This is a genomic window from Nocardia wallacei (assembly GCF_014466955.1).
GTDB lineage: Bacteria > Actinomycetota > Actinomycetes > Mycobacteriales > Mycobacteriaceae > Nocardia > Nocardia wallacei.
This window is the reverse complement of sequence record NZ_AP023396.1, coordinates 4,645,620-4,664,455: the sequence shown is the minus strand read 5'-3', so window position 1 is coordinate 4,664,455 and position 18,836 is coordinate 4,645,620. Positions and strand designations below refer to the sequence as shown.

17 protein-coding genes are annotated in these 18,836 nt (G+C 70.4%); 9 read left to right on the top strand and 8 right to left on the bottom strand.

Annotated elements, in window-relative coordinates:
* Positions 1-93: 93 nt before the first annotated feature.
* Positions 94-1,374: an MFS transporter gene (locus NWFMUON74_RS20415; RefSeq protein ID WP_187683445.1), complete on the top strand. Its 1,281-nt coding sequence runs from the start codon at positions 94-96 to the stop codon at positions 1,372-1,374.
* Positions 1,375-1,419: 45 nt separating this feature from the next.
* Here the strand turns inward: NWFMUON74_RS20415 and NWFMUON74_RS20410 are convergent, their stop codons facing one another.
* Genes NWFMUON74_RS20410 through NWFMUON74_RS20400 form a run of 3 tightly spaced genes read right to left on the bottom strand, consistent with a single transcriptional unit; the run spans position 1,420 to position 3,555 of the window.
* Entirely contained in the window at positions 1,420-2,640 is a 1,221-nt protein-coding gene (locus NWFMUON74_RS20410) for a cytochrome P450 (RefSeq protein ID WP_187683444.1), read from the bottom strand.
* A gap of 46 nt (positions 2,641-2,686) precedes the next feature.
* A complete protein-coding gene (locus NWFMUON74_RS20405) occupies positions 2,687-2,869 on the bottom strand; it encodes a ferredoxin (RefSeq protein WP_187683443.1) in 183 nt (60 codons plus the stop codon).
* A gap of 29 nt (positions 2,870-2,898) precedes the next feature.
* On the bottom strand, positions 2,899-3,555 hold the full coding sequence (locus NWFMUON74_RS20400; protein WP_187683442.1) for a DUF4097 family beta strand repeat-containing protein: 657 nt from the start codon (positions 3,553-3,555) through the stop codon (positions 2,899-2,901).
* 162 nt (positions 3,556-3,717) lie between these two features.
* On the opposite strand from NWFMUON74_RS20400, the gene NWFMUON74_RS20395 reads away from it, so the two are divergent.
* Positions 3,718-6,855 (top strand): ATP-binding protein, encoded by a 3,138-nt coding sequence (locus tag NWFMUON74_RS20395; protein ID WP_187683441.1) that lies wholly within the window; start codon positions 3,718-3,720, stop codon positions 6,853-6,855.
* Here the strand turns inward: NWFMUON74_RS20395 and NWFMUON74_RS20390 are convergent.
* The 5 genes from NWFMUON74_RS20390 to mptB all read right to left on the bottom strand — a co-directional run bounded on the left by NWFMUON74_RS20390 (position 6,839) and on the right by mptB (position 12,091).
* Positions 6,839-7,600, bottom strand: coding sequence for an ABC transporter permease (locus NWFMUON74_RS20390; protein WP_187683440.1), 762 nt, complete (start codon positions 7,598-7,600; stop codon positions 6,839-6,841). The two genes, NWFMUON74_RS20395 and NWFMUON74_RS20390, sit on opposite strands and share 17 nt — an antisense overlap.
* Positions 7,597-8,541: an ATP-binding cassette domain-containing protein gene (locus NWFMUON74_RS20385; RefSeq protein WP_187683439.1), complete on the bottom strand. Its 945-nt coding sequence runs from the start codon at positions 8,539-8,541 to the stop codon at positions 7,597-7,599. Before NWFMUON74_RS20385 ends, NWFMUON74_RS20390 begins: the two co-directional genes overlap by 4 nt.
* A gap of 96 nt (positions 8,542-8,637) precedes the next feature.
* Positions 8,638-9,426: an ABC transporter permease gene (locus NWFMUON74_RS20380; RefSeq protein WP_187683438.1), complete on the bottom strand. Its 789-nt coding sequence runs from the start codon at positions 9,424-9,426 to the stop codon at positions 8,638-8,640.
* Positions 9,426-10,358, bottom strand: coding sequence for an ABC transporter ATP-binding protein (locus tag NWFMUON74_RS20375; RefSeq protein WP_187683437.1), 933 nt, complete (start codon positions 10,356-10,358; stop codon positions 9,426-9,428). The genes NWFMUON74_RS20380 and NWFMUON74_RS20375 overlap by 1 nt, the downstream gene beginning before the upstream one ends.
* Positions 10,355-12,091 (bottom strand): polyprenol phosphomannose-dependent alpha 1,6 mannosyltransferase MptB, encoded by a 1,737-nt coding sequence (mptB, locus tag NWFMUON74_RS20370; protein ID WP_187683436.1) that lies wholly within the window; start codon positions 12,089-12,091, stop codon positions 10,355-10,357. Before mptB ends, NWFMUON74_RS20375 begins: the two co-directional genes overlap by 4 nt.
* Positions 12,092-12,438: 347 nt before the next feature.
* On the opposite strand from mptB, the gene NWFMUON74_RS20365 reads away from it, so the two are divergent.
* The 7 genes from NWFMUON74_RS20365 to NWFMUON74_RS20335 are packed head-to-tail and all read left to right on the top strand — an operon-like array spanning position 12,439 to position 18,826.
* The gene (locus tag NWFMUON74_RS20365) at positions 12,439-13,257 is read left to right on the top strand and encodes a helix-turn-helix transcriptional regulator (protein ID WP_269475286.1); all 819 of its coding nucleotides are present in this window, start codon (positions 12,439-12,441) and stop codon (positions 13,255-13,257) included.
* Positions 13,254-14,690, top strand: coding sequence for a Fe-S cluster assembly protein SufB (gene sufB / locus NWFMUON74_RS20360; protein WP_187683435.1), 1,437 nt, complete (start codon positions 13,254-13,256; stop codon positions 14,688-14,690). Before NWFMUON74_RS20365 ends, sufB begins: the two co-directional genes overlap by 4 nt.
* A complete protein-coding gene (gene sufD / locus NWFMUON74_RS20355; protein ID WP_187683434.1) occupies positions 14,690-15,877 on the top strand; it encodes a Fe-S cluster assembly protein SufD in 1,188 nt (395 codons plus the stop codon). Before sufB ends, sufD begins: the two co-directional genes overlap by 1 nt.
* A gap of 28 nt (positions 15,878-15,905) precedes the next feature.
* Positions 15,906-16,688, top strand: coding sequence for a Fe-S cluster assembly ATPase SufC (gene sufC / locus NWFMUON74_RS20350; protein ID WP_187683433.1), 783 nt, complete (start codon positions 15,906-15,908; stop codon positions 16,686-16,688).
* A gap of 1 nt (position 16,689) precedes the next feature.
* Complete coding sequence (locus NWFMUON74_RS20345) at positions 16,690-17,967, top strand: cysteine desulfurase (RefSeq protein ID WP_187683432.1); 1,278 nt, start codon at positions 16,690-16,692, stop codon at positions 17,965-17,967.
* 3 nt (positions 17,968-17,970) lie between these two features.
* On the top strand, positions 17,971-18,459 hold the full coding sequence (gene sufU, locus NWFMUON74_RS20340; RefSeq protein WP_187683431.1) for a Fe-S cluster assembly sulfur transfer protein SufU: 489 nt from the start codon (positions 17,971-17,973) through the stop codon (positions 18,457-18,459).
* A complete protein-coding gene (locus NWFMUON74_RS20335) occupies positions 18,452-18,826 on the top strand; it encodes a metal-sulfur cluster assembly factor (protein ID WP_187683430.1) in 375 nt (124 codons plus the stop codon). The genes sufU and NWFMUON74_RS20335 overlap by 8 nt, the downstream gene beginning before the upstream one ends.
* Positions 18,827-18,836: the final 10 nt, after the last annotated feature.

Sequence of the window (18,836 nt, the reverse complement as noted above, 5' to 3'; positions counted from 1 at the left end):
CAGTGCGTCCGGCTGACCGTCGCCCATCGTGACCGTCCGCTGGAAAACCGAGGCAGGAGCCATACTTGAACGGTGTTAAAGTAGGCGGCGCTCATGAACACAGTGATCGAAACGCGGGGTAGCCGGACCCGGCAGGTCGTCGCCTCCTCGGCGGGCGCGGCCCTGGAAAGCTACGAGTGGTCGCTCTACGCGCTGCTGGTGACCTACTTCTCGCCGCGCTTCTTCGGCGGCGACCTGCAGCAGTCGGTGCTGTACGGGTTCGGGATCTTCGCGATCGGATTCCTGATCCGCCCGATCGGCGCGTTCGTGCTCGGACAGCTGGCGGACCGGCGCGGGCGGCGACCGGCGCTGGTGCTCTCGATCGGGCTGGCGGGGCTGGCGACGCTCGGGATGGCGCTGACACCGGGCCGCGAAACCATCGGCGCGGCCGCCCCGATCCTGCTGCTGGTGTGGCGGCTGGTGCTGGGCTTCTCCTTCGGCGGCGAGCAGGCCGTGGCGCAGGCATACCTGTACGAGTCGGCCCCGCCGCGTCGGCGCATGCTCGGCACCAGCGTGTACTCGATCTTCTACGGACTCGGCACGATCAGCGCCACCCTGCTCGTGGCCGCGCTGGCGACCTGGGCGGGCGCCGGCGCGCTCCGCGACGGTTGCTGGCGGATCCCGTTCCTCGTCGCGGCCGTGCTGTCACTGGTGTTCATGCTGGCCCGGCGCACCATCCCCGAGACCCGCGACGGCGACCCGCACGACGTACCCGTGCGCTGGTCCCGCGAGTGGTCAGCGCTGATCGGTCCCGGACTGGCGGTCGCCGGGCTCACCGCGGGCTGCCTGGCGTCCTACTACCTGTGGATCAGCACCCCGACGAGCTACGGCATCACCGTCCTGAAACTGCCCGACGCGCAAGTGCTCTGGGCGGGCGTGGTGGCCCAGCTGGCGTACATGGCGGCGGCGCCGATCTTCGGCGCGCTCGCCGACCGGGTCGGCCCGTTGCGCTGGGTGGGCGGCGCGGCGCTGGCGCTGGCCGTGGCGACGCTGCCGATGCAGGTGCTGCTGAATTCCGCAACGCCCGTGACGTATTGGGCGCTGATGATCGTCGGGTCGATCGGCGTCGTCTCCCTGGCCGCCACGGTGACCGGCGCGACCGCCATGATCGCCCCCGCCCGCCACCGCGTGACGGTCATGGCCCTGCCCTACAGCATCACCAGCGCGCTCTTCGGCGGCACCACACCGGCGCTGAAACAGAAGTTCGCCGCACACCCCGCGGCGTTCTCCGTCTATATCATCGCGCTGCTGCTGGTCACGGTGGCGACAGCGCTGGCCGCCCGGCCGCTGCTCGGCGGCGGGAACCGCGCCGCGGACGCGATTCCCGCCGGATGACGGAGCGGGCGGCTCACCCGACGTATTCCGTTGTCCGCCAACGGTTTACGACTCATCCCAGGTAACCGGCAGCTCGTGGACACCGTAGATGTTCATATCCGTGCGCAGCGGCACCGCGGCGGCGGGCACGGCGAGCCGCAGCGTCGGAAAGCGGCGGATCAGCCCGGCGAATCCGGCACGCATCTCGATGCGGGCCAGCTGCTGCCCGAGACACTGGTGCACGCCGTGTCCGAAGGACACGTGCCCACGGGCCGTGCGGTGGATGTCGAGGGCGTCGGCGTCGTCGAAACGTTGCGGGTCGCGATTGGCCGCCAGCAGCGAGACCACGACGGTCGACCCCGCGGCGATCGTCTCCCCGCACAGTTCGATGTCCTCGGTGGCATAGCGGTAGAAGATGTCGGCGACCGACAGATACCGCAGCAGTTCCTCCACCGCGCCGGGCACCAACTCCGGATCGGCCCGCAACTGCGCCAGCTGCTCCGGATGTTCCAGCAGCGCGAAAGTGCCCAGCGCCAGCATGTTCGCGGTGGTCTCGTGCCCCGCGAGCAGCAGCAGGAACGAGATCCCGGTCAACTCCTCGATGCTGAGGTCCTCGTCGCGGGCCAGATCCGACAGCAGGTCGTCGCCCGGCTCGGCGCGCTTGCCCATCGCCAGCCCGGCCAGATAGGTGGTCATCGCGCCGTACGCGGCCATCTTCTCTTCCAGCGGCTGCTCCTTGACCAGGAATTTGGCGGAGTTGACCTGGAAGGTCTCGCGGTCGGCGTAGGGGACGCCGAGCAGTTCGCAGATCACCAGCGAGGGCAGCGGCAGCGCGAATTCCCGGACCAGGTCCACCGGCGGGGCCAGTGCCGCCATGGCGTCCAGCTGCCGCTCGGCGATCTCGGCGATGTGCTCCTCGAGCTGCTTCATGCGCCGCACGGTGAACGCGCCGGTGAGCTTGCGCCGCAACCGGGTGTGGTCCGGCGGATCCATCGCGACGAACAGGCCCGGGATCACCGGCGACGGTTCGGTGGCGGCGGGCATGCCGGGCGTCTCGTACGGCACGTGCACGATGCCGATGTCCTGGCGGGAGCTGAATCTGGTGTCCGCCATGAGTTTTCGGACCGCCTCGTAACCGGTGACGAGCCAGCCCTCGTGGCCGTCGGGGAAGATCAAGGGGCTGACGGGCCGTGCCGCCCGCAACTCGGTGATCGCGCTGGGCGGGTCGAAGGGTCCGGCGTCGCGGTCCATGGGGAGGCCGTGCGGGACGGTGTCGGTCTTGCTCATCGGAAGTCTCCTGAGGTAGGTAGTCCGGCCGCGGCCGGAAATCGTTCTAGTCGACGGTGATCGCGCCGGACGGGCACAACTGGATGGCCTCGCGCACATCGGCCCAGCGCTCGGGCGCTGCGGCCAGCAGCACCACCAGCCCGTCGTCGTCCTGGTCGAATACTCCGGACGCGGTCAGGGCGCACATGCCGGCGCCGATACAGCGCTGCCGGTCCACCCGGATTTCCATCGGTCGCTCCTTCGCGCTCACAGGGACGGTCATCGGTGCCGGACGAGAGTCGCGTGGCGGACGACGACGTTGCCGTAGGAGTTGCGCGCGTACACCTCCACGATGTCCTCGCCGCTCCCGGCCGGACCGGCGACCGGCTGCATCAGATTCCGCACGGTGCCGTACCGGGCGTCGGTCTCGAGCCGCACCGCGCTGCCCGGATGGATGCCGACCTCCAGTTCGCCCACGGACGTCTCCAGCCGCAGCACGCCGCGCGACGCCTCGCCGATGCGGATGTCGCCCTTGGCGGCCTTCGCCGTCACCGCGGCACTCGGCCGCTCGACCTCGATGTCACCGGCCGCGATCTCCAGCTCGCACGGGCCCAGTTCGCCCGCGCCCACCAACCGGCCCACACCGGCGGTGGCCCGCAGCCGGGATCCGGCCGGGACCGCGATCGTCACCTCGATCGAGGGGTTGCCGCCGAACGGCGTGTAGGTGCGCCACTCCTTCGCCGATGTCACGGTCAGGGTCCCGTCGCCGAAGCTGACCCGGGTCTGCTCGGCGGCGCGTACGTCACTCTTCTTGGCCGGGTCGGCGGGCCGGACCTCGACGACGGTGTCGGCGCGGTCCGACGCGACGACCTCGACGTATCCGGAGAGGATGTCGACGGTGACGGCGATCGGTTCGGGGGTCGGAAAAGCGGGCATCGCGGTACTCCTTCATCGAGTGGGTTCGTTGTCGTGTCCCTACTGTCGCGAGCCCGCCTGACATCGACCTGACGCCGCCCTGACACGGCCTCCGGCGCGGTGTCGGCCCTGGACCGGCGGGTGGCCCGCGGGCCCGGGGCGCCCCCACGGCAGAATGACGGGGTGCAGATCGGGATCCTTGGACCACTCGAGATCCGAGTGAACGACGGCGGATTGATCGAGATACCGGGAACCCGGTTGCGGGCGTTGCTGATCGCCCTCGCGCTCGAACCCGGCCGTGCCGTGTCGAAATCGGCGCTGGTCGATTGGATCTGGGGCGAGCAGCCGCCCGCGGACGCCGCGAATGCCTTGCAGGCGTTGGTGTCCCGGCTGCGCCGGGTGCTGCCGGACGGCTCGCTGGACGCGCAGCCGGGCGGCTACCGGCTGGCGGTGGAGCCCGGCGCCGTCGACGCGATGCGCTTCGAACAGCTCGTGGAACAGGCCCGCGGCCGTGACGACCTGCGGCAGGCCGATCTGCTGCGCGAGGCCCTCGAACTGTGGCGCGGGACGCCGATGCAGGACGTCGGCCTCCAGGACAGCGAGGCGTTCGAGGCGGTGCTCACCCGGCTCGAGGCGCTGCGCCTGGCCGCGATGGAGGATCGGTACGAAGCGGAGATCCGTCTGGGCCGGGGCCCGGAGCTGATCGGCGAGCTGACCGAGGCGGCCGCCCGGCACCCCGTGCGGGAACGGCTCGCCGCCGCGCTCATGCGGGCGCTCGCCGCCGCGGGCCGCGGCCCGGAAGCGCTGACGGTGTATCAGCGCACCCGCGAGGCACTGTCCGACACCTTGGGCGTGGACCCCTCACCCGAACTGTCCGACCTGCACGTCGCGGTGCTGCGCGGCGAGGTGGGCGCGCAGGAGCGCGAACGCCGGACCAACCTGCGCGGCGAACTGACCGAATTCATCGGCAAGCACACCGATATCGCCGCCGTCCGCGATCTGCTCGCCGGCCACCGGCTCACCACGCTGACCGGTCCCGGCGGCTGCGGGAAGACGCGGCTCGCGATGGAGACCGCCCGCACCCTGCTCGACGACCTGCCCGACGGGGCCTGGCTGGTGGAGTTGGCGTCCGTCGGCACGACCGGCGACGTCGCGCAGTCCGCGCTGGCCGCCATCGGCCTGCGCGACGCGCTGCTCGGCGGCGCACCCAACGCCGAACCGATGCACCGGCTCGTCGCGGCCGTCCGCGACCGCGAGACGCTGCTGATCCTGGACAACTGCGAACACGTGATCGACGCCGCGGCGGCCTTCGCCCACCGGGTGCTCGGGGAATGCCCGCGGCTGCGGATCCTGGCCACCAGCCGCGAGCCGCTCGGCATCACCGGCGAGGCGATCTGGCGGGTGGAGCCGCTGGCACTGCCCGCCGCCGACGCGGACCCCGGGCAGATCGAGTCCGCCCCGGCCGTGCGGTTGCTGCGCGATCGGGCCCGTGCCGTCCGTACCGATCTCGCCGACGATCCCGGCACGCTGGCGACGATGGCGCGGGTGTGCCGCGCGCTCGACGGCATCCCGCTGGCGATCGAACTGGCCGCGGCCCGCCTGCGCACCATGTCCCTCGACCAGCTCGCCCATCGCCTCGACGACCGGTTCCGACTGCTCACCGGCGGCAGTCGCACCGCCCCGCCGCAGCACCGCACGCTGCGCGCGGTGGTCGACTGGAGCTGGGAGCTGCTCATTGACGCCGAACGCGCGGTGCTGCGGAGGCTCGCGGTCTTCGCCGGCCGCGCGAGTCTGGAAGCGGCCGAACAGGTTTGCGCGAACGAGACCGTCGAGCAGTGGGAAGTACTCGAACTGTTGACGGCGCTGACCGAGAAATCGCTGCTGCGCGCCGAGGAGGCCGACGGCCCGCGCTACCGGATGCTCGACACGATCCGGCAGTACGCCCGCGACCGGCTCGCCGAGTCGGGGGAGGCGGACTCGGCACGGCGAGCACACCTGGCCTATTTCACCCGGCTCGCCGACGCCGCGGACCCGCACCTGCGTCGCGGCGACCAGCTGGAGTGGCTCGCCACGCTCGCGGCCGACCACGACAACATCACCGTCGCGATGCGCGAGGCGCTCGCCGCCGCGGACACCGCCGGGGCGATGCGGCTCGCGGCGGCCGCGGGCTGGTACTGGTGGCTCGGCGGCCACAAGGCCGAGGGACTGGAGCTGATCACCGCCACCGCCGAGCTGCCCGGTGAGGTCGAGGACGAGACCCGGGCCATGGTGTACGGGCTGCTCGTGCACTTCGCCAGTGCCGGGCGCAATGACGCTCAGCAGCTGGAGAATTGGATTCATCAGGCCTATCGGCTGGGCCGCGACAGCCGGGCTCGCCACCCGATGCTCGGGTTCGTCGACGCGCTGGAGCGCATGCTCGCCGGTCCCGATGCCCTGCCGACCGCGTTCGAACCGCTGCTCACCGACGACGACCCGTGGGTGCGCGCGCTCGCCCGGCTGCAGATGGGCAAGATGCGGATCATGCTCGGGCAGGACGGGCGGGCCGCCGACACCTATCTCGAGACGGCGCTGGCCGAGTTCCGGGCCCTGGGCGAGCGCTGGGGGACGTCGTTCGCGCTCACCGAACTGGCGAACCGCATGGCCGTGCGCGGCGAATTCGCCAGCGCCTGCGAGCTTTTGGAGCAGGCGATCGCGGTGGTCACCGAGGTCGGCGCGATCGAGGACGTGGCCGGGATGCGGTCGCGGCAGGCCCAGCTGTACTGGCTGTCGGGCGCGGCGGAGGCGAGCGCGGCCGCCATGACCGAGGCGCAGCGGTCCGCGGACCGGTCCGCCTGGCCCAGCGCACTGGCCGAACTCGCGCTGGCCCGCGCCGAACTGGCGCGCTGGCGCGCGGACGACGACGAGGCCCACCGGCAGCTCGACATCGCGATGACCCTGTTCGGTGACGACGCGGAACAGCCGAACGTCGGCGCGGTGCTACACGACCTACGCGGTTATCTCGCAACGGATCTCGAGGCGTCCCGCGCGGCGCGGGCCGCGGCCTTCCGGGCGGCCGCCGCCGCGGGCCACGCGCCCGTGGTCGCGCAGATTCTCCTCGGCGTCGCCGAGCTGGCGCTGCGCGGCGACCAGGACGAGCAGGCCGCGCGGCTCCTCGCGGCGAGCGACGCGGTGCGCGGACTGCCGGACCGATCCCAGCCGGACGCCGCCCGCATCGAGCGGGAAGCACGCCGCCGCCTCGGTGAAGAACGCTTCACCGAGGCGGCGGGGGAGGGTGCGAAGGCGGACTGGCGCGAGCTGGCAGCGGCTACGCTCGCTTGTTGAACGTGGCGCGCGACCACAGGTAACCGACCACGGCGAACCCGGCGCACCAGGCGAGCGCGGCCGCGGTGTAGCCGCCGGACGGGTTGCCGGTGAGAAATCCGCGCAGCGCCTCGATGATCGGTGTGAAGGGCTGATACTGCGCGAACTGCCGCACCCCCTGACCCATCTTGTCGGCCGGGACGATCGCGCTGCTCACGAACGGCAGCATGATCAGCGGCACCACGCTCATGCCCGCGGACTCCGGCGTCTTGGCGGCCATACCCAGCGCGACCGTCAGCCAGGACGCCGCGAACGACGTCGCCAGCATGACACCGATCGCCCCCAGCCATTCGGTGGCCGTCGCCGGCGACCGGAACCCGAGCGCGAACGCCACCCCGACGACCGCCGCGATGGCGACCACATTGGTCACCATGGTGGCGACGACATGCCCGGTCAGGACCGCTCCCCGGGAGACGTCCATGACCTTGAAGCGGTTGATGACGCCCTTGGCCATATCCGAGCTCACCGCGACCGCGGTGCCCGACAACCCGTAGCTGACGGCCAGCAGGATCAATCCCGGTGTGGCGTAGTCGATGTAGTCGCCGCCGACGTCGAACGCGCTGCCGAACACGTACACGAAGATCAGCATCATCACGACCGGCATCAGCGCCGCGTTGAACATCGTGACCGGGGTCCGGACGGTGTGTTTGAAGTTGCGCCGCAACATGATCGACGAATCGGCCAGCGGTGCGTAGATGGTGCTCATTGTGCGGTGTCCTTCGTGGTGGCATGTCCGGTCAGGGAAAGGAATACGTCGTCGAGGTCGGGGGTGTGGACCGAGACCTCCTCGGCCTCGAGCGAGTGCTCGTCGAGCCGGTTCAGCAACTGGCGCAACGACTTCGAGCCGCCTTCGCCCGGCACCCGCAGCGCCGGTGCGTCCTCGTCGCGAGTGGCGCCGGGCAGGATCCGCGCCGCCGCGTCGAGATCCGCGGTGTGGGCGAAACGGAGCCGGATGTGGCTACCCGGGACCCGGCGCTTGAGTTCGTCGGCGGTGCCCTCGGCGACGATGCGGCCCTGGTCGAGCACCGCGATCCGGTCGGCGAGCTGATCGGCTTCCTCGAGGTACTGGGTGGTGAGGAAGATCGTCACGCCGCCGGCGGTCAGGTCGCGCACGATCTCCCACATGGTGCGGCGGCTGCGCGGGTCCAGCCCGGTCGTCGGCTCGTCCAGGAAGACGATCCGCGGCCGGGTGACCAGCGTCATCGCCAGGTCCAGCTTGCGGCGCATGCCGCCGGAGTAGGTCGCCGCCCGATTGCGCGCCGCGTCGGCCAGATCGAACCGTTCCAGCAACTCGGTGACCACCCGCTTGCTCTCGGCGCCCCGCAGCCGATGCAGGTCGGCCATCAGCTGCAGGTTCTCCTCGCCGGTCAGCAGGTCGTCCACCGCAGCGAACTGGCCGGTGACGCCGATCGACGCGCGCACCGCCTTGGTCTCGGTGGTGATGTCGTGCCCGGCGACTCGCGCCGTGCCGCCGTCGGCCTTCAGCAATGTGGTCAGCACGTTCACCGTCGTCGTCTTGCCCGCCCCGTTCGGGCCGAGCAGCGAGAAGATCGTGCCGGTGTCGATGGTCAAATCAATGCCGTCGAGAACCGTCTTGTCCCCGTAGGCTTTCCGCAGCCCGGAGGCCGCGATCGCTGCGTTGTTCATGCCGGTAACTGTCGCGGCCACGGCTGATACCGGCCTGACACCGGGCTGACACGCCCGCTGACACGCGATCAGCCCTGCTCACAGGACCTTCGCGAGCTATTCGAACCGGAACCAGCGCACCGCGAGACAGCCGCAGACCAGGCCCCATACCGCCAGCACCGCCAGCCCGTACCAGTCGACGCTCAGGCGCATCGCCTGTTCGAGGGCCTCGGCGAGAGCGCCCGAGGGAATCAGCCGGGCCACCCTGCTGAGCCAGCCCGGCACGTCGTCGGCGGCGAACACCAGGCTCGAGGTGCCGAGCATGACGAACCACAGAATGTTCGCCAGCGCCAGCACCACCTCGGCCTTCAGCGTGCCGCCCAGCAGCAGGCCCATGGCCGCGAAGGTGGCGGTGCCGAGCGCGATCAGCAGCGCGCCGAACGCCAGCCCGCCCGGCCCCGGACGCCAGCCCAGCGCGATCCCGATGAGTCCCAGCAGAACCGACTGCAGCACCACCACGATCAGCACCGCGGCGCATTTGCCGCCGACGATGCCCCAGCGCGGTAACGCGGTGGCGCCCAACCGTTTCAGCGCCCCGTAGCGCCGGTCGAACCCGACGGCGATGGCCTGGCCGGTGAACCCGGTGGACATGATCGCCACCATCATCACCGCCGGTACCACCCGCTCGATCCGGTCGTCGCCGAGACTGCCCAGCGGCAGCAGCGTCAACCCGATCAGCAGCGCGATCGGGATGAACATGGTCAGCAACAGCTGTTCGCCGTTGCGCAGCAACAGGATCAGCTCCATGCGGGTCTGAGCGATCAGCATCGCCGCGCGGGCGGCGGCCCGGGGCGCGGGGGTGAAGGTGCCGGGGGCGAAGCGGTCGGTGGCGTCGGGGGAGGACATCAGCCGCGTAGCTCCCGTCCGGTCAGATCGAGGAACACGTCCTCGAGCCGCCGTTGATCGATGCGGATATCGGTGGGCAGCACGTCGATGCGCGCGCACCAGGCCGTCACGGTGGCCAGCACCTGCGGCGTGATGTCGCCGCGCAGCAGATACGCACCGGGTGTGGTCTCGCACGGTGCGAAACCTTCCGGCAGCGCGCATTTCAGCAGCCGCAGGTCGAGTTTCGGGGGAGCGGTGAAGCGCAGCTGGCCCTCCGCCCCGGTGGAGGTGACCTCGGCCGGGGTGCCCTGGGCCACGATGCGCCCGTGGTCGATGATGACCAGCCGGTCGGCGAGCTGCTCGGCCTCGTCCATCATGTGCGTGGTGAGCAGGATGCCGACCCCGTCGCGGCGCAGCGCCTCGATCAGATCCCACACCAGATGCCGGGCCTGCGCGTCCATCCCGGCCGTCGGCTCGTCCAGAAAGACCATCTCCGGGCGGCCCACCAGCGCGCAGGCCAGCGCCAGCCGCTGCTGCTGCCCGCCGGACAACCGCCGATAGGGCGTGCGCCGCGCGTCCTGCAGGCCCAGCGTGCGCAACAGCCACTCCGGATCCAGGGGATCGGCCGAGTAGGCGGCGACCAGATCGAGCATCTCCCCGGCCCGCGACCCCGGATACGCGCCGCCGCCCTGCAGCATCACCCCGATCCGCGGGCGCAGCCGATCGGAGTCCGCGATCGGGTCCAGCCCCAGCACCCGCACCGATCCGGCATCGGGCCCGATGAACCCCTCGCACATCTCCACGGTGGTGGTCTTGCCCGCGCCGTTGGGGCCCAGCAGCGCCAGCACCTCGCCCCGGCGCACCTCGAAACCGATCCCGTCGACGGCGGTGACATCGCCGAAGCGTTTCACGACGCCGTCGATGCGGACGGCCGGTGGCGAGGCAGCACTCACGAAGACACACCGTATGCCGCGGGCCGCTGTGACCGAGCAGACACCCCCGGCCGGTTCCGCCACGGCAGCAGGTTCCGGGTGAACACGATGAACCCGACGCCCACGATCACGACGGCGACCGCGGCCTCGATGATCTGGAACACCCCGAAGTCCGCGCCGCGCGGCATCAGCATCACGCTCACGACCGCCGAGAACACCACCGCGGGCACCCGGAACGCCGGGGTGGTGGCCCACGCCGCCAGCGGCACGATCGCCCACAGCAGATACCAGGGCTGGACCACGGGGAACAGCAGCACGATGGCGGCGAGCGAGACCCCCATCGCGCCCACCGGCTGCAGCCGCCCGGTCCAGGTCGCGATGAGCATGCGCAGCGTGAGGAACGCCGCGACCGCGCCCGCGATCGGGCGGGTGATGCTCAGCAGCGCGGTGGTGTGATCGCCCAGCCCGAGCAGGACGCCGCCGAATCCGGTGATGATGCCGACCGCGGTCGGCAGCGACATCCAGCTGCGCACGGCGCTGGCGGTGTTGAGGGTGTGCGTCCACCCGAACCCGAGCCCGCTGGCCCAGCTCACGAACAGCGTCGTGACCACCACGACCACCGCGAGCACCAGGGCGGAGGTGAGCAGCGGCCGTATTCCGCGTCCCCAGCGCCGCGCGAGCGCCATGCCGACGAACCCCAGCGCGATGATCGAGGTGAACTTGACCGACGACGACAGCGTGATCACCACCGCCCCGAAGATCAGCAGCGACCAGGCCCGCCGATCGAAGGGCGTGCCGATCAGGTCCGCGCCGTTGGTGGGCGGCGGGTCGGTGGGCGAGCCCACCCAGCGTTCCCCGGAGATCGCCCGCAGGCAGAACTCCATGCCCGCCAGCATCAGCCCCAGCATCAGCGCGTCGTTGTGCACGCCGCCGACCAGATGGAACAGCACCAGCGGATTGGCCGCCCCCAGCCACAGCGCGCTCACCGGCGCCACCCCGCACCGCCGCGACAGCCGCGGCAGCGCCCACACGATCAGCGCCACGCCGGCCAGCGCCAGCAGCCGGTGCGCCCACACCCCGAGGATGATGTTGTCCCCGGTCAGTTCCGCGATGCCGCGGCCCATCCACAGGAACAGCGGCCCGTAGGGCGCGGGGGTGTCGCGCCAGATGTTGGGGACGTTGTAGGTCAGCACGTTGTGCAGGCCGAGCCCGGTGGCCGGGCCGACCTCGTAGGGGTCCAGCCCGCGCGCGGCGATCTCGCTCTGGGCCAGGTAGGAGTACACGTCGTTGGAGAACAGCGGCGGCGCCACCGACATCGGGATGATCCACAGCAGCAGCGTGCGGTCCAGCTGCGAACGGCTCAGCCGGTGCACGGGCGCGCCGCCGACACCGCCGACGGCGAACCGGCCCAGCAGCAGCCACGCCATCACCACCAGCACCGTGCCGATCATGCACAGCGCCAGCGACGAGGTCTGCCAGCGCGCGAACACCCCGACCACCCGCACGCCCGACACCGGATTCTGCACCACCGGCTGGGCGGCCACACCGAGCGCGCTGATCGCCATCAACACCGAGCCCGTGGCGCCCAGCAGCCGAATCCGCTTGAACTGCACCGTCTCCCGGGGATCCAGCCCCGGCACCTCGGTCTCGGTCGTGTGCAGAACGGCGATGGTGTGATCGGCGGGCACGTCCAGACCCAGTGCCCGGCGCCCCACATCGATAGTTCTGCGCCGCGCGCCCTCGAGTACCGCCACGGACCAAGAGCCTAGTTCGCGCACGGTCCCGGTCACGACACGTCCCGGCTCGCGACTGTATCGTTATTCGCCGCCGCCACGGGGCCCCCCGCTGTGGGCTTCGTCGCAATCCCCGATCCGGCGCCGCGGCCCCGCTCGTGCCGCGAACATCCGGAGACCACTCTTTCGGATGCGTCCGTGCTGTAAGACCGTGCGGCACTGAGGCTTTCGCCGGATGTCCGGTCGTGGCCGGGCCTCCGGAGGCCCACGTCGCGCTCGTCGGCAACCGCGCGGGCGGCGGTCGTCCGGACCGCCTGGTCAGGTCACCCTTACTAGAATGCGGGAAGGAATTCCGTCACACTGATGTTGTGAAAACCGTGGGTTTGCGGACGGAGACAGGCACCGGGCGTCGCGAAGGCGCCCGGAACACTGTCGCGCCCGCGGCGCCCGCGGGTGAGGGGCACACCCGGGAGGCCGTGATCCAGCTGCTGCTGGAACAGGGCCCGATCACGGCGACGGCCATCGGCAAGCGGCTGGGCCTGAGCCCGGCCGGGGTCCGCCGCCACCTCGACGCGCTGATCGAATCCGGCGAGGCCCGCGCCACCCGCTCGGCGCCCTGGCAGCAGCAGGGCCGCGGCCGTCCCGCCAAGCAGTACCAGCTCACCGCGACGGGCCGGGGCCGGCTCGGCCACGCCTACGACGACCTCGCCGGCGCCGCCATGCGCCAGCTGCGCGAGCTGGGCGGAGATTCCGCCATCGCCGAATTCGCCCGCAAGCGGGTGGCGACCATCGTCACGGGAATCGACAAACTGGCCCGCCACACCCCCGAATCCACCGCCGCGAAGGCCGAGGAGATCGCCGAGGCGTTCTCGGCGGCCGGTTTCGCGGCGTCCACCCGCAAGGTGGGTGCCGGCGTGCAGATCTGCCAGCACCACTGCCCGGTCTCGCACGTGGCCGAGGAGTTCCCGGAACTGTGCGCCGCCGAGCTGGAGGCGTTCCGCGAGTTGCTGGGCACCCACGTGCAGCGGCTGGCCACCATCGCCAACGGCGACTGCGCCTGCACCACGCACGTACCGCTGTTCGTGCTGCCCGCCACTACGCCCGAAGCCACCACCCCCGACCCCGCCCCGACCGCTGCACAGCCCGCAGCGGCGAACACGAACGACTCCGGAAGGAGTGCCGAATGACGACCACTGCCGACCAGGCGCAGCCGTTGACCCAGGAGGAGACCATTGCCTCGCTGGGCAAGTACGGCTACGGCTGGGCAGACTCGGATACCGCCGGTGCCAGTGCCAAGCGTGGCCTGTCCGAAGAGGTCGTGCGCGACATCTCGGCCAAGAAGAGCGAGCCCGACTGGATGCTCGACATCCGCCTGAAGGCGCTGCGCATCTTCGACCGCAAGCCGATGCCGAGCTGGGGCTCCAACCTCGAGGGCATCGACTTCGACAACATCAAGTACTTCGTGCGCTCCACGGAGAAGCAGGCGGCCTCCTGGGAGGAGCTGCCCGAGGACATCAAGAACACCTACGACAAGCTGGGCATCCCCGAGGCGGAGAAGCAGCGGCTGATCGCCGGTGTCGCCGCGCAGTACGAGTCCGAGGTGGTCTACCACCAGATCCGCGAGGACCTGGAGTCGCAGGGCGTCATCTTCCTCGACACCGACACCGGCCTCAAGGAGCACCCGGAGCTGTTCCGGGAGTACTTCGGCTCGGTCATCCCCGCCGGTGACAACAAGTTCTCCGCGCTGAACACGTCCGTGTGGTCGGGCGGCTCGTTCATCTACGTGCCCCCGGGCGTGCACGTCGACATTCCGCTGCAGGCCTACTTCCGGATCAACACCGAGAACATGGGCCAGTTCGAGCGCACCCTGATCATCGTCGACGAGGGCGCCTACGTGCACTACGTCGAGGGCTGCACCGCGCCGATCTACAAGTCGGACTCGCTGCACTCCGCGGTCGTCGAGATCATCGTCAAGAAGGGCGGCCGCTGCCGCTACACCACCATCCAGAACTGGTCCAACAACGTCTACAACCTGGTCACCAAGCGGGCCAAGGCCGAGGCGGGCGCGACCATGGAGTGGATCGACGGCAACATCGGCTCCAAGGTCACCATGAAGTACCCGGCGGTCTGGATGACCGGCGAGTACGCCAAGGGCGAGGTCCTCTCGGTCGCGTTCGCGGGCGAGGGCCAGCACCAGGACACCGGCGCGAAGATGCTGCACCTGGCGCCGCACACCTCCTCGAACATCGTGTCGAAGTCGGTGGCGCGCGGCGGCGGGCGGGCCTCCTACCGCGGCCTGGTCCAGGTCAACAAGGGCGCGCACGGCTCGAGTTCGTCGGTGAAGTGCGACGCGCTGCTGGTCGACACGATCAGCCGCTCCGACACCTACCCCTACGTCGACATCCGCGAGGACGACGTCACGATGGGCCACGAGGCGACGGTCTCCAAGGTGTCCGAGGACCAGCTGTTCTACCTGATGAGCCGCGGCCTCACCGAGGACGAGGCGATGGCGATGGTGGTGCGCGGCTTCGTCGAGCCGATCGCCAAGGAACTCCCGATGGAGTACGCGCTGGAACTCAACCGCCTGATCGAACTGCAGATGGAAGGAGCGGTCGGCTGATGCCGGTCGAGAACGTGGCCGAGGCCCTGGAGGGCGCGGCGGCCCGCACCCCCGCGATCAACAAGGGGGAGGTGTTCGCGTCGTTCGACGTGAACGCCTTCGAGGTGCCCTCCGCCAAGGACGAGGCGTGGCGATTCACCCCGCTGCGCCGGCTGCGCGGCCTGCACGACGGCACCGCCGAGGCCGACGGCCGGGCGACGGTCGAGGTGAGCCCGGTCGCCGGTGTCTCGGTGGAGACGGTCGAGCGTGGCGACGCCCGTCTCGGCGAGGGCGGTACTCCCACCGATCGCGTTGCGGCGCAGGCATACTCGGGCTTCGAGCAGGCCACCATCGTGTCGATCGGCAAGGAGACCGAAGTCGCCGAGCCCGTTGCGATCACCGTCACCGGCCCGGGCGAGGGCAGAACCGCGTACGGCCACCTGCAGATCCGGCTGGACGCCTTCGCCGCCGCCACCGTCGTGATCGACCAGCGCGGCAGCGGCACCTACGCCGAGAACGTGGAATTCGTGCTCGGCGACAGCGCCCGGCTGACCGTCGTCGCGGTGCAGGACTGGGCCGACGACGCCGTGCACGCCACCGCGCATCACGCGCGCCTCGGCCGCGACGCCACGCTGCGCCACACCGCGGTCACCCTGGGCGGCGACCTGGTGCGGCTCACCGGCACCGTCCGCTACGCCGGCCCCGGTGGCGACGCCGAGCTGCTGGGCCTGTACTTCGCCGACGCCGGTCAGCATTTCGAGCAGCGCCTGCTGGTCGACCACGCGGTGCCGAACTGCAAGTCCAACGTGCTGTACAAGGGCGCGCTGCAAGGCGATCCGCACTCACCGAAGGGCGACGCCCGCACCGTGTGGGTGGGCGACGTGCTGATCCGCGCGGCGGCCGAGGGCACCGACACCTTCGAGGTGAACCGCAACCTGGTCCTCACCGACGGCGCCCGCGCCGACTCGGTGCCGAATCTGGAGATCGAGACCGGCGAGATCGTCGGAGCCGGCCACGCCTCGGCCACCGGCCGCTTCGACGACGAGCAGCTGTTCTACCTGCGCGCTCGCGGTATCCCGGAGGAGGCCGCCCGCCGCCTGGTGGTGCGCGGGTTCTTCCACGAGATCATCCAGAAGATCGCGGTCCCCCAGGTCCGGGAGCGGCTCGAGGCGGCCGTGGAGGCCGAACTCGCCGCGATCGGCGCCTGACACTCACTCCCAGCCCAGAAGGAACGCAATGACCACCCTCGAAATCAAGGACCTGCACGCCGAGGTCGTCAACCCCGACGAGTCCGGGGAGCCGATCAAGATCCTCAAGGGCGTGGACCTCACCGTGAAATCCGGTGAGACGCACGCCATCATGGGCCCCAACGGCTCCGGCAAGTCGACGCTGTCCTACGCCATCGCCGGGCACCCCAAGTACACCGTCACCCAGGGCTCGATCACCCTGGACGGTGAGAACGTGCTGGAGATGTCGGTCGACGAGCGGGCGCGCGCGGGCCTGTTCCTGGCCATGCAGTACCCGGTCGAGGTGCCCGGTGTCTCGATGTCGAACTTCCTGCGCACCGCGGCCACCTCGGTGCGCGGCGAGGCCCCCAAGCTGCGGCACTGGGTCAAGGAGGTGAAGGAGTCGATGTCCGAGCTGGAGATCGATCAGGCCTTCGCCGAGCGCTCGGTGAACGAGGGCTTCTCCGGCGGTGAGAAGAAGCGCCACGAGATCCTGCAGCTGGGCCTGCTCAAGCCGAAGATCGCCATCCTCGACGAGACCGACTCCGGTCTGGACGTGGACGCGCTGCGCATCGTCTCCGAGGGCGTCAACCGCTACAAGGAGCGCGAGAACGGCGGCATCCTGCTCATCACCCACTACACCCGCATCCTGCGCTACATCCAGCCGCAGTTCGTGCACGTGTTCGTGGGCGGCCGGATCGTCGCCGAGGGCGGGCCGGAGCTCGCCGAGGAACTGGACGCCAACGGCTACGTGCGCTTCACCTCCGCCGCGGCCGCTACCGCCGGAGCCTGATATGACCGCTACGGTTTCCGATAGCCGGGCCCCCGGGACGCGTGCCCTCGACGTCGCGAAGGTCCGGGCCGACTTCCCGATCCTCAGCCGCACCGTGCGCGACGGAAAACCCTTGGTCTACTTGGATTCCGGAGCGACCTCGCAGCGGCCGGTGGCCGTCCTCGACGCCGAGCGGCGCTTCCTCACCGAGCACAACGCCGCCGTGCACCGCGGCGCCCACCAGCTCGCCGAGGAGGCGACCGACGCCTACGAGGGCGCCCGCGCCGACATCGCCCGCTTCGTCGGCGTCGGCGCGAACGAGATCGTGTTCACCAAGAACGCGACCGAATCGCTGAACCTGGTGGCATTCTCCTTCGCGGACAACAGGTTTCCCTTCCATGTCGGGCCCGGCGACGAGATCGTCACCACCGAGCTCGAGCACCACGCCAACCTGGTGCCGTGGCAGGAGCTGGCGCGCCGCACGGGCGCCACGCTGAAGTGGTACGGCGTCACCGACGACGGCCGCATCGATCTGGATTCGCTGGAACTGTCCCCGCGGACCAAGGTGGTGGCCTTCACCCACGCCTCGAACGTGACCGGCGCCTTCGGCCAGGTCGAGGAGCTGGTCCGGCGGGCCAAGGCCGTCGGCGCGCTGACGGTGCTGGACGCCTGCCAGTCGGTGCCGCACATGCCGGTGGACTTCCGCGCGCTGGGTGTCGACTTCGCCGCGTTCTCCGGGCACAAGATGCTCGGGCCGTCCGGCGTCGGTGTGCTGTACGGCCGCTACGAGCTGCTGGAGCAGACCCCGCCGTTCATCACCGGCGGCTCCATGATCGAGACCGTCTACATGGACCACAGCACCTACGCCCCGCCGCCGCAGCGGTTCGAGGCCGGTGTGCCGATGACCTCGCAGGTGGTCGGCCTGGGCGCGGCGGTGCGGTACCTGGACGAGCTCGGCATGGAAGCCGTTGCGGCGCACGAGCACACGCTCACCGGCGCGGCGCTCGAGGGTTTGAGCGCCATCGACGGTGTGCGCATCGTGGGCCCGGTGGACAACGTCGATCGCGGCGGCGCGGTGTCGTTCGTGGTCGACGGCATCCACGCGCACGACGTCGGCCAGATCCTCGACGACGAGGGCGTCGCGGTGCGGGTGGGGCATTTCTGCGCGTGGCCGCTGCTGCGGCGCACGGGCGTGCCCGCCGCCGTGCGTGCCTCCTTCGCCGTCTACAACACCGTCGACGAGGTGGACGCGCTGGTCGCCGCGGTGCGGAAGGCCCAGAGCTTCTTCGGAGTTGCATAGATCATGCGCATGGAGCAGATGTACCAGGAAGTGATCCTGGACCACTACAAGCATCCGCATCACCGCGGGCTGCGGGAGCCGTTCGGTGCCGAGGTGCACCACGTCAACCCGACCTGCGGCGACGAGGTGACCTTGCGCGTCCACATCGACGGCAACGGCGATGTCGCCGACGTCTCCTACGACGGCCAGGGCTGCTCGATCAGCCAGGCCGCCACGTCCATCCTGACCGACCAGGTCATCGGCCTGCCGGTGCAGCAGGCGCTGAAGACGGTCGACTCGTACAGCGAGATGATCTCCAGCCGCGGCACCATCGAGGGCGACGAGGAGGTCCTCGGCGACGGCATCGCCCTCTCCGGCGTCTCGAAGTACCCGGCGCGCGTCAAATGCGCACTGCTGGGCTGGATGGCGTTCAAGGATGCCGTGGTGCGGATAACCTCCGCAGACCAGAACGAGCGCAACAGCTTTTCCACGAACGGGGAACGCCATGACTGACACACCCGCACAGACCGACGCGCCCGCGGACGAGCGGCAGCTGTCCGCCGAGGAGCTCGAGCAGCTCGAGAACATCGAAGAGGCGATGCGCGACGTCGTCGACCCGGAACTGGGCATCAACGTCGTCGACCTCGGCCTGGTCTACGGCCTGCGCCTGGAGAACGAGGTCGCGGTGCTGGACATGACGCTGACCTCGGCGGCCTGCCCCCTCACCGACGTCATCGAGGACCAGTCCCGCAACGCGCTGGTGCGCAGCGGCCTGGTGGAAGACCTGAAGATCAACTGGGTCTGGATGCCGCCATGGGGCCCGGACAAGATCACCGAGGACGGCCGGGAACAATTGCGCGCCTTGGGCTTCACCGTCTGATCCGGCCGCG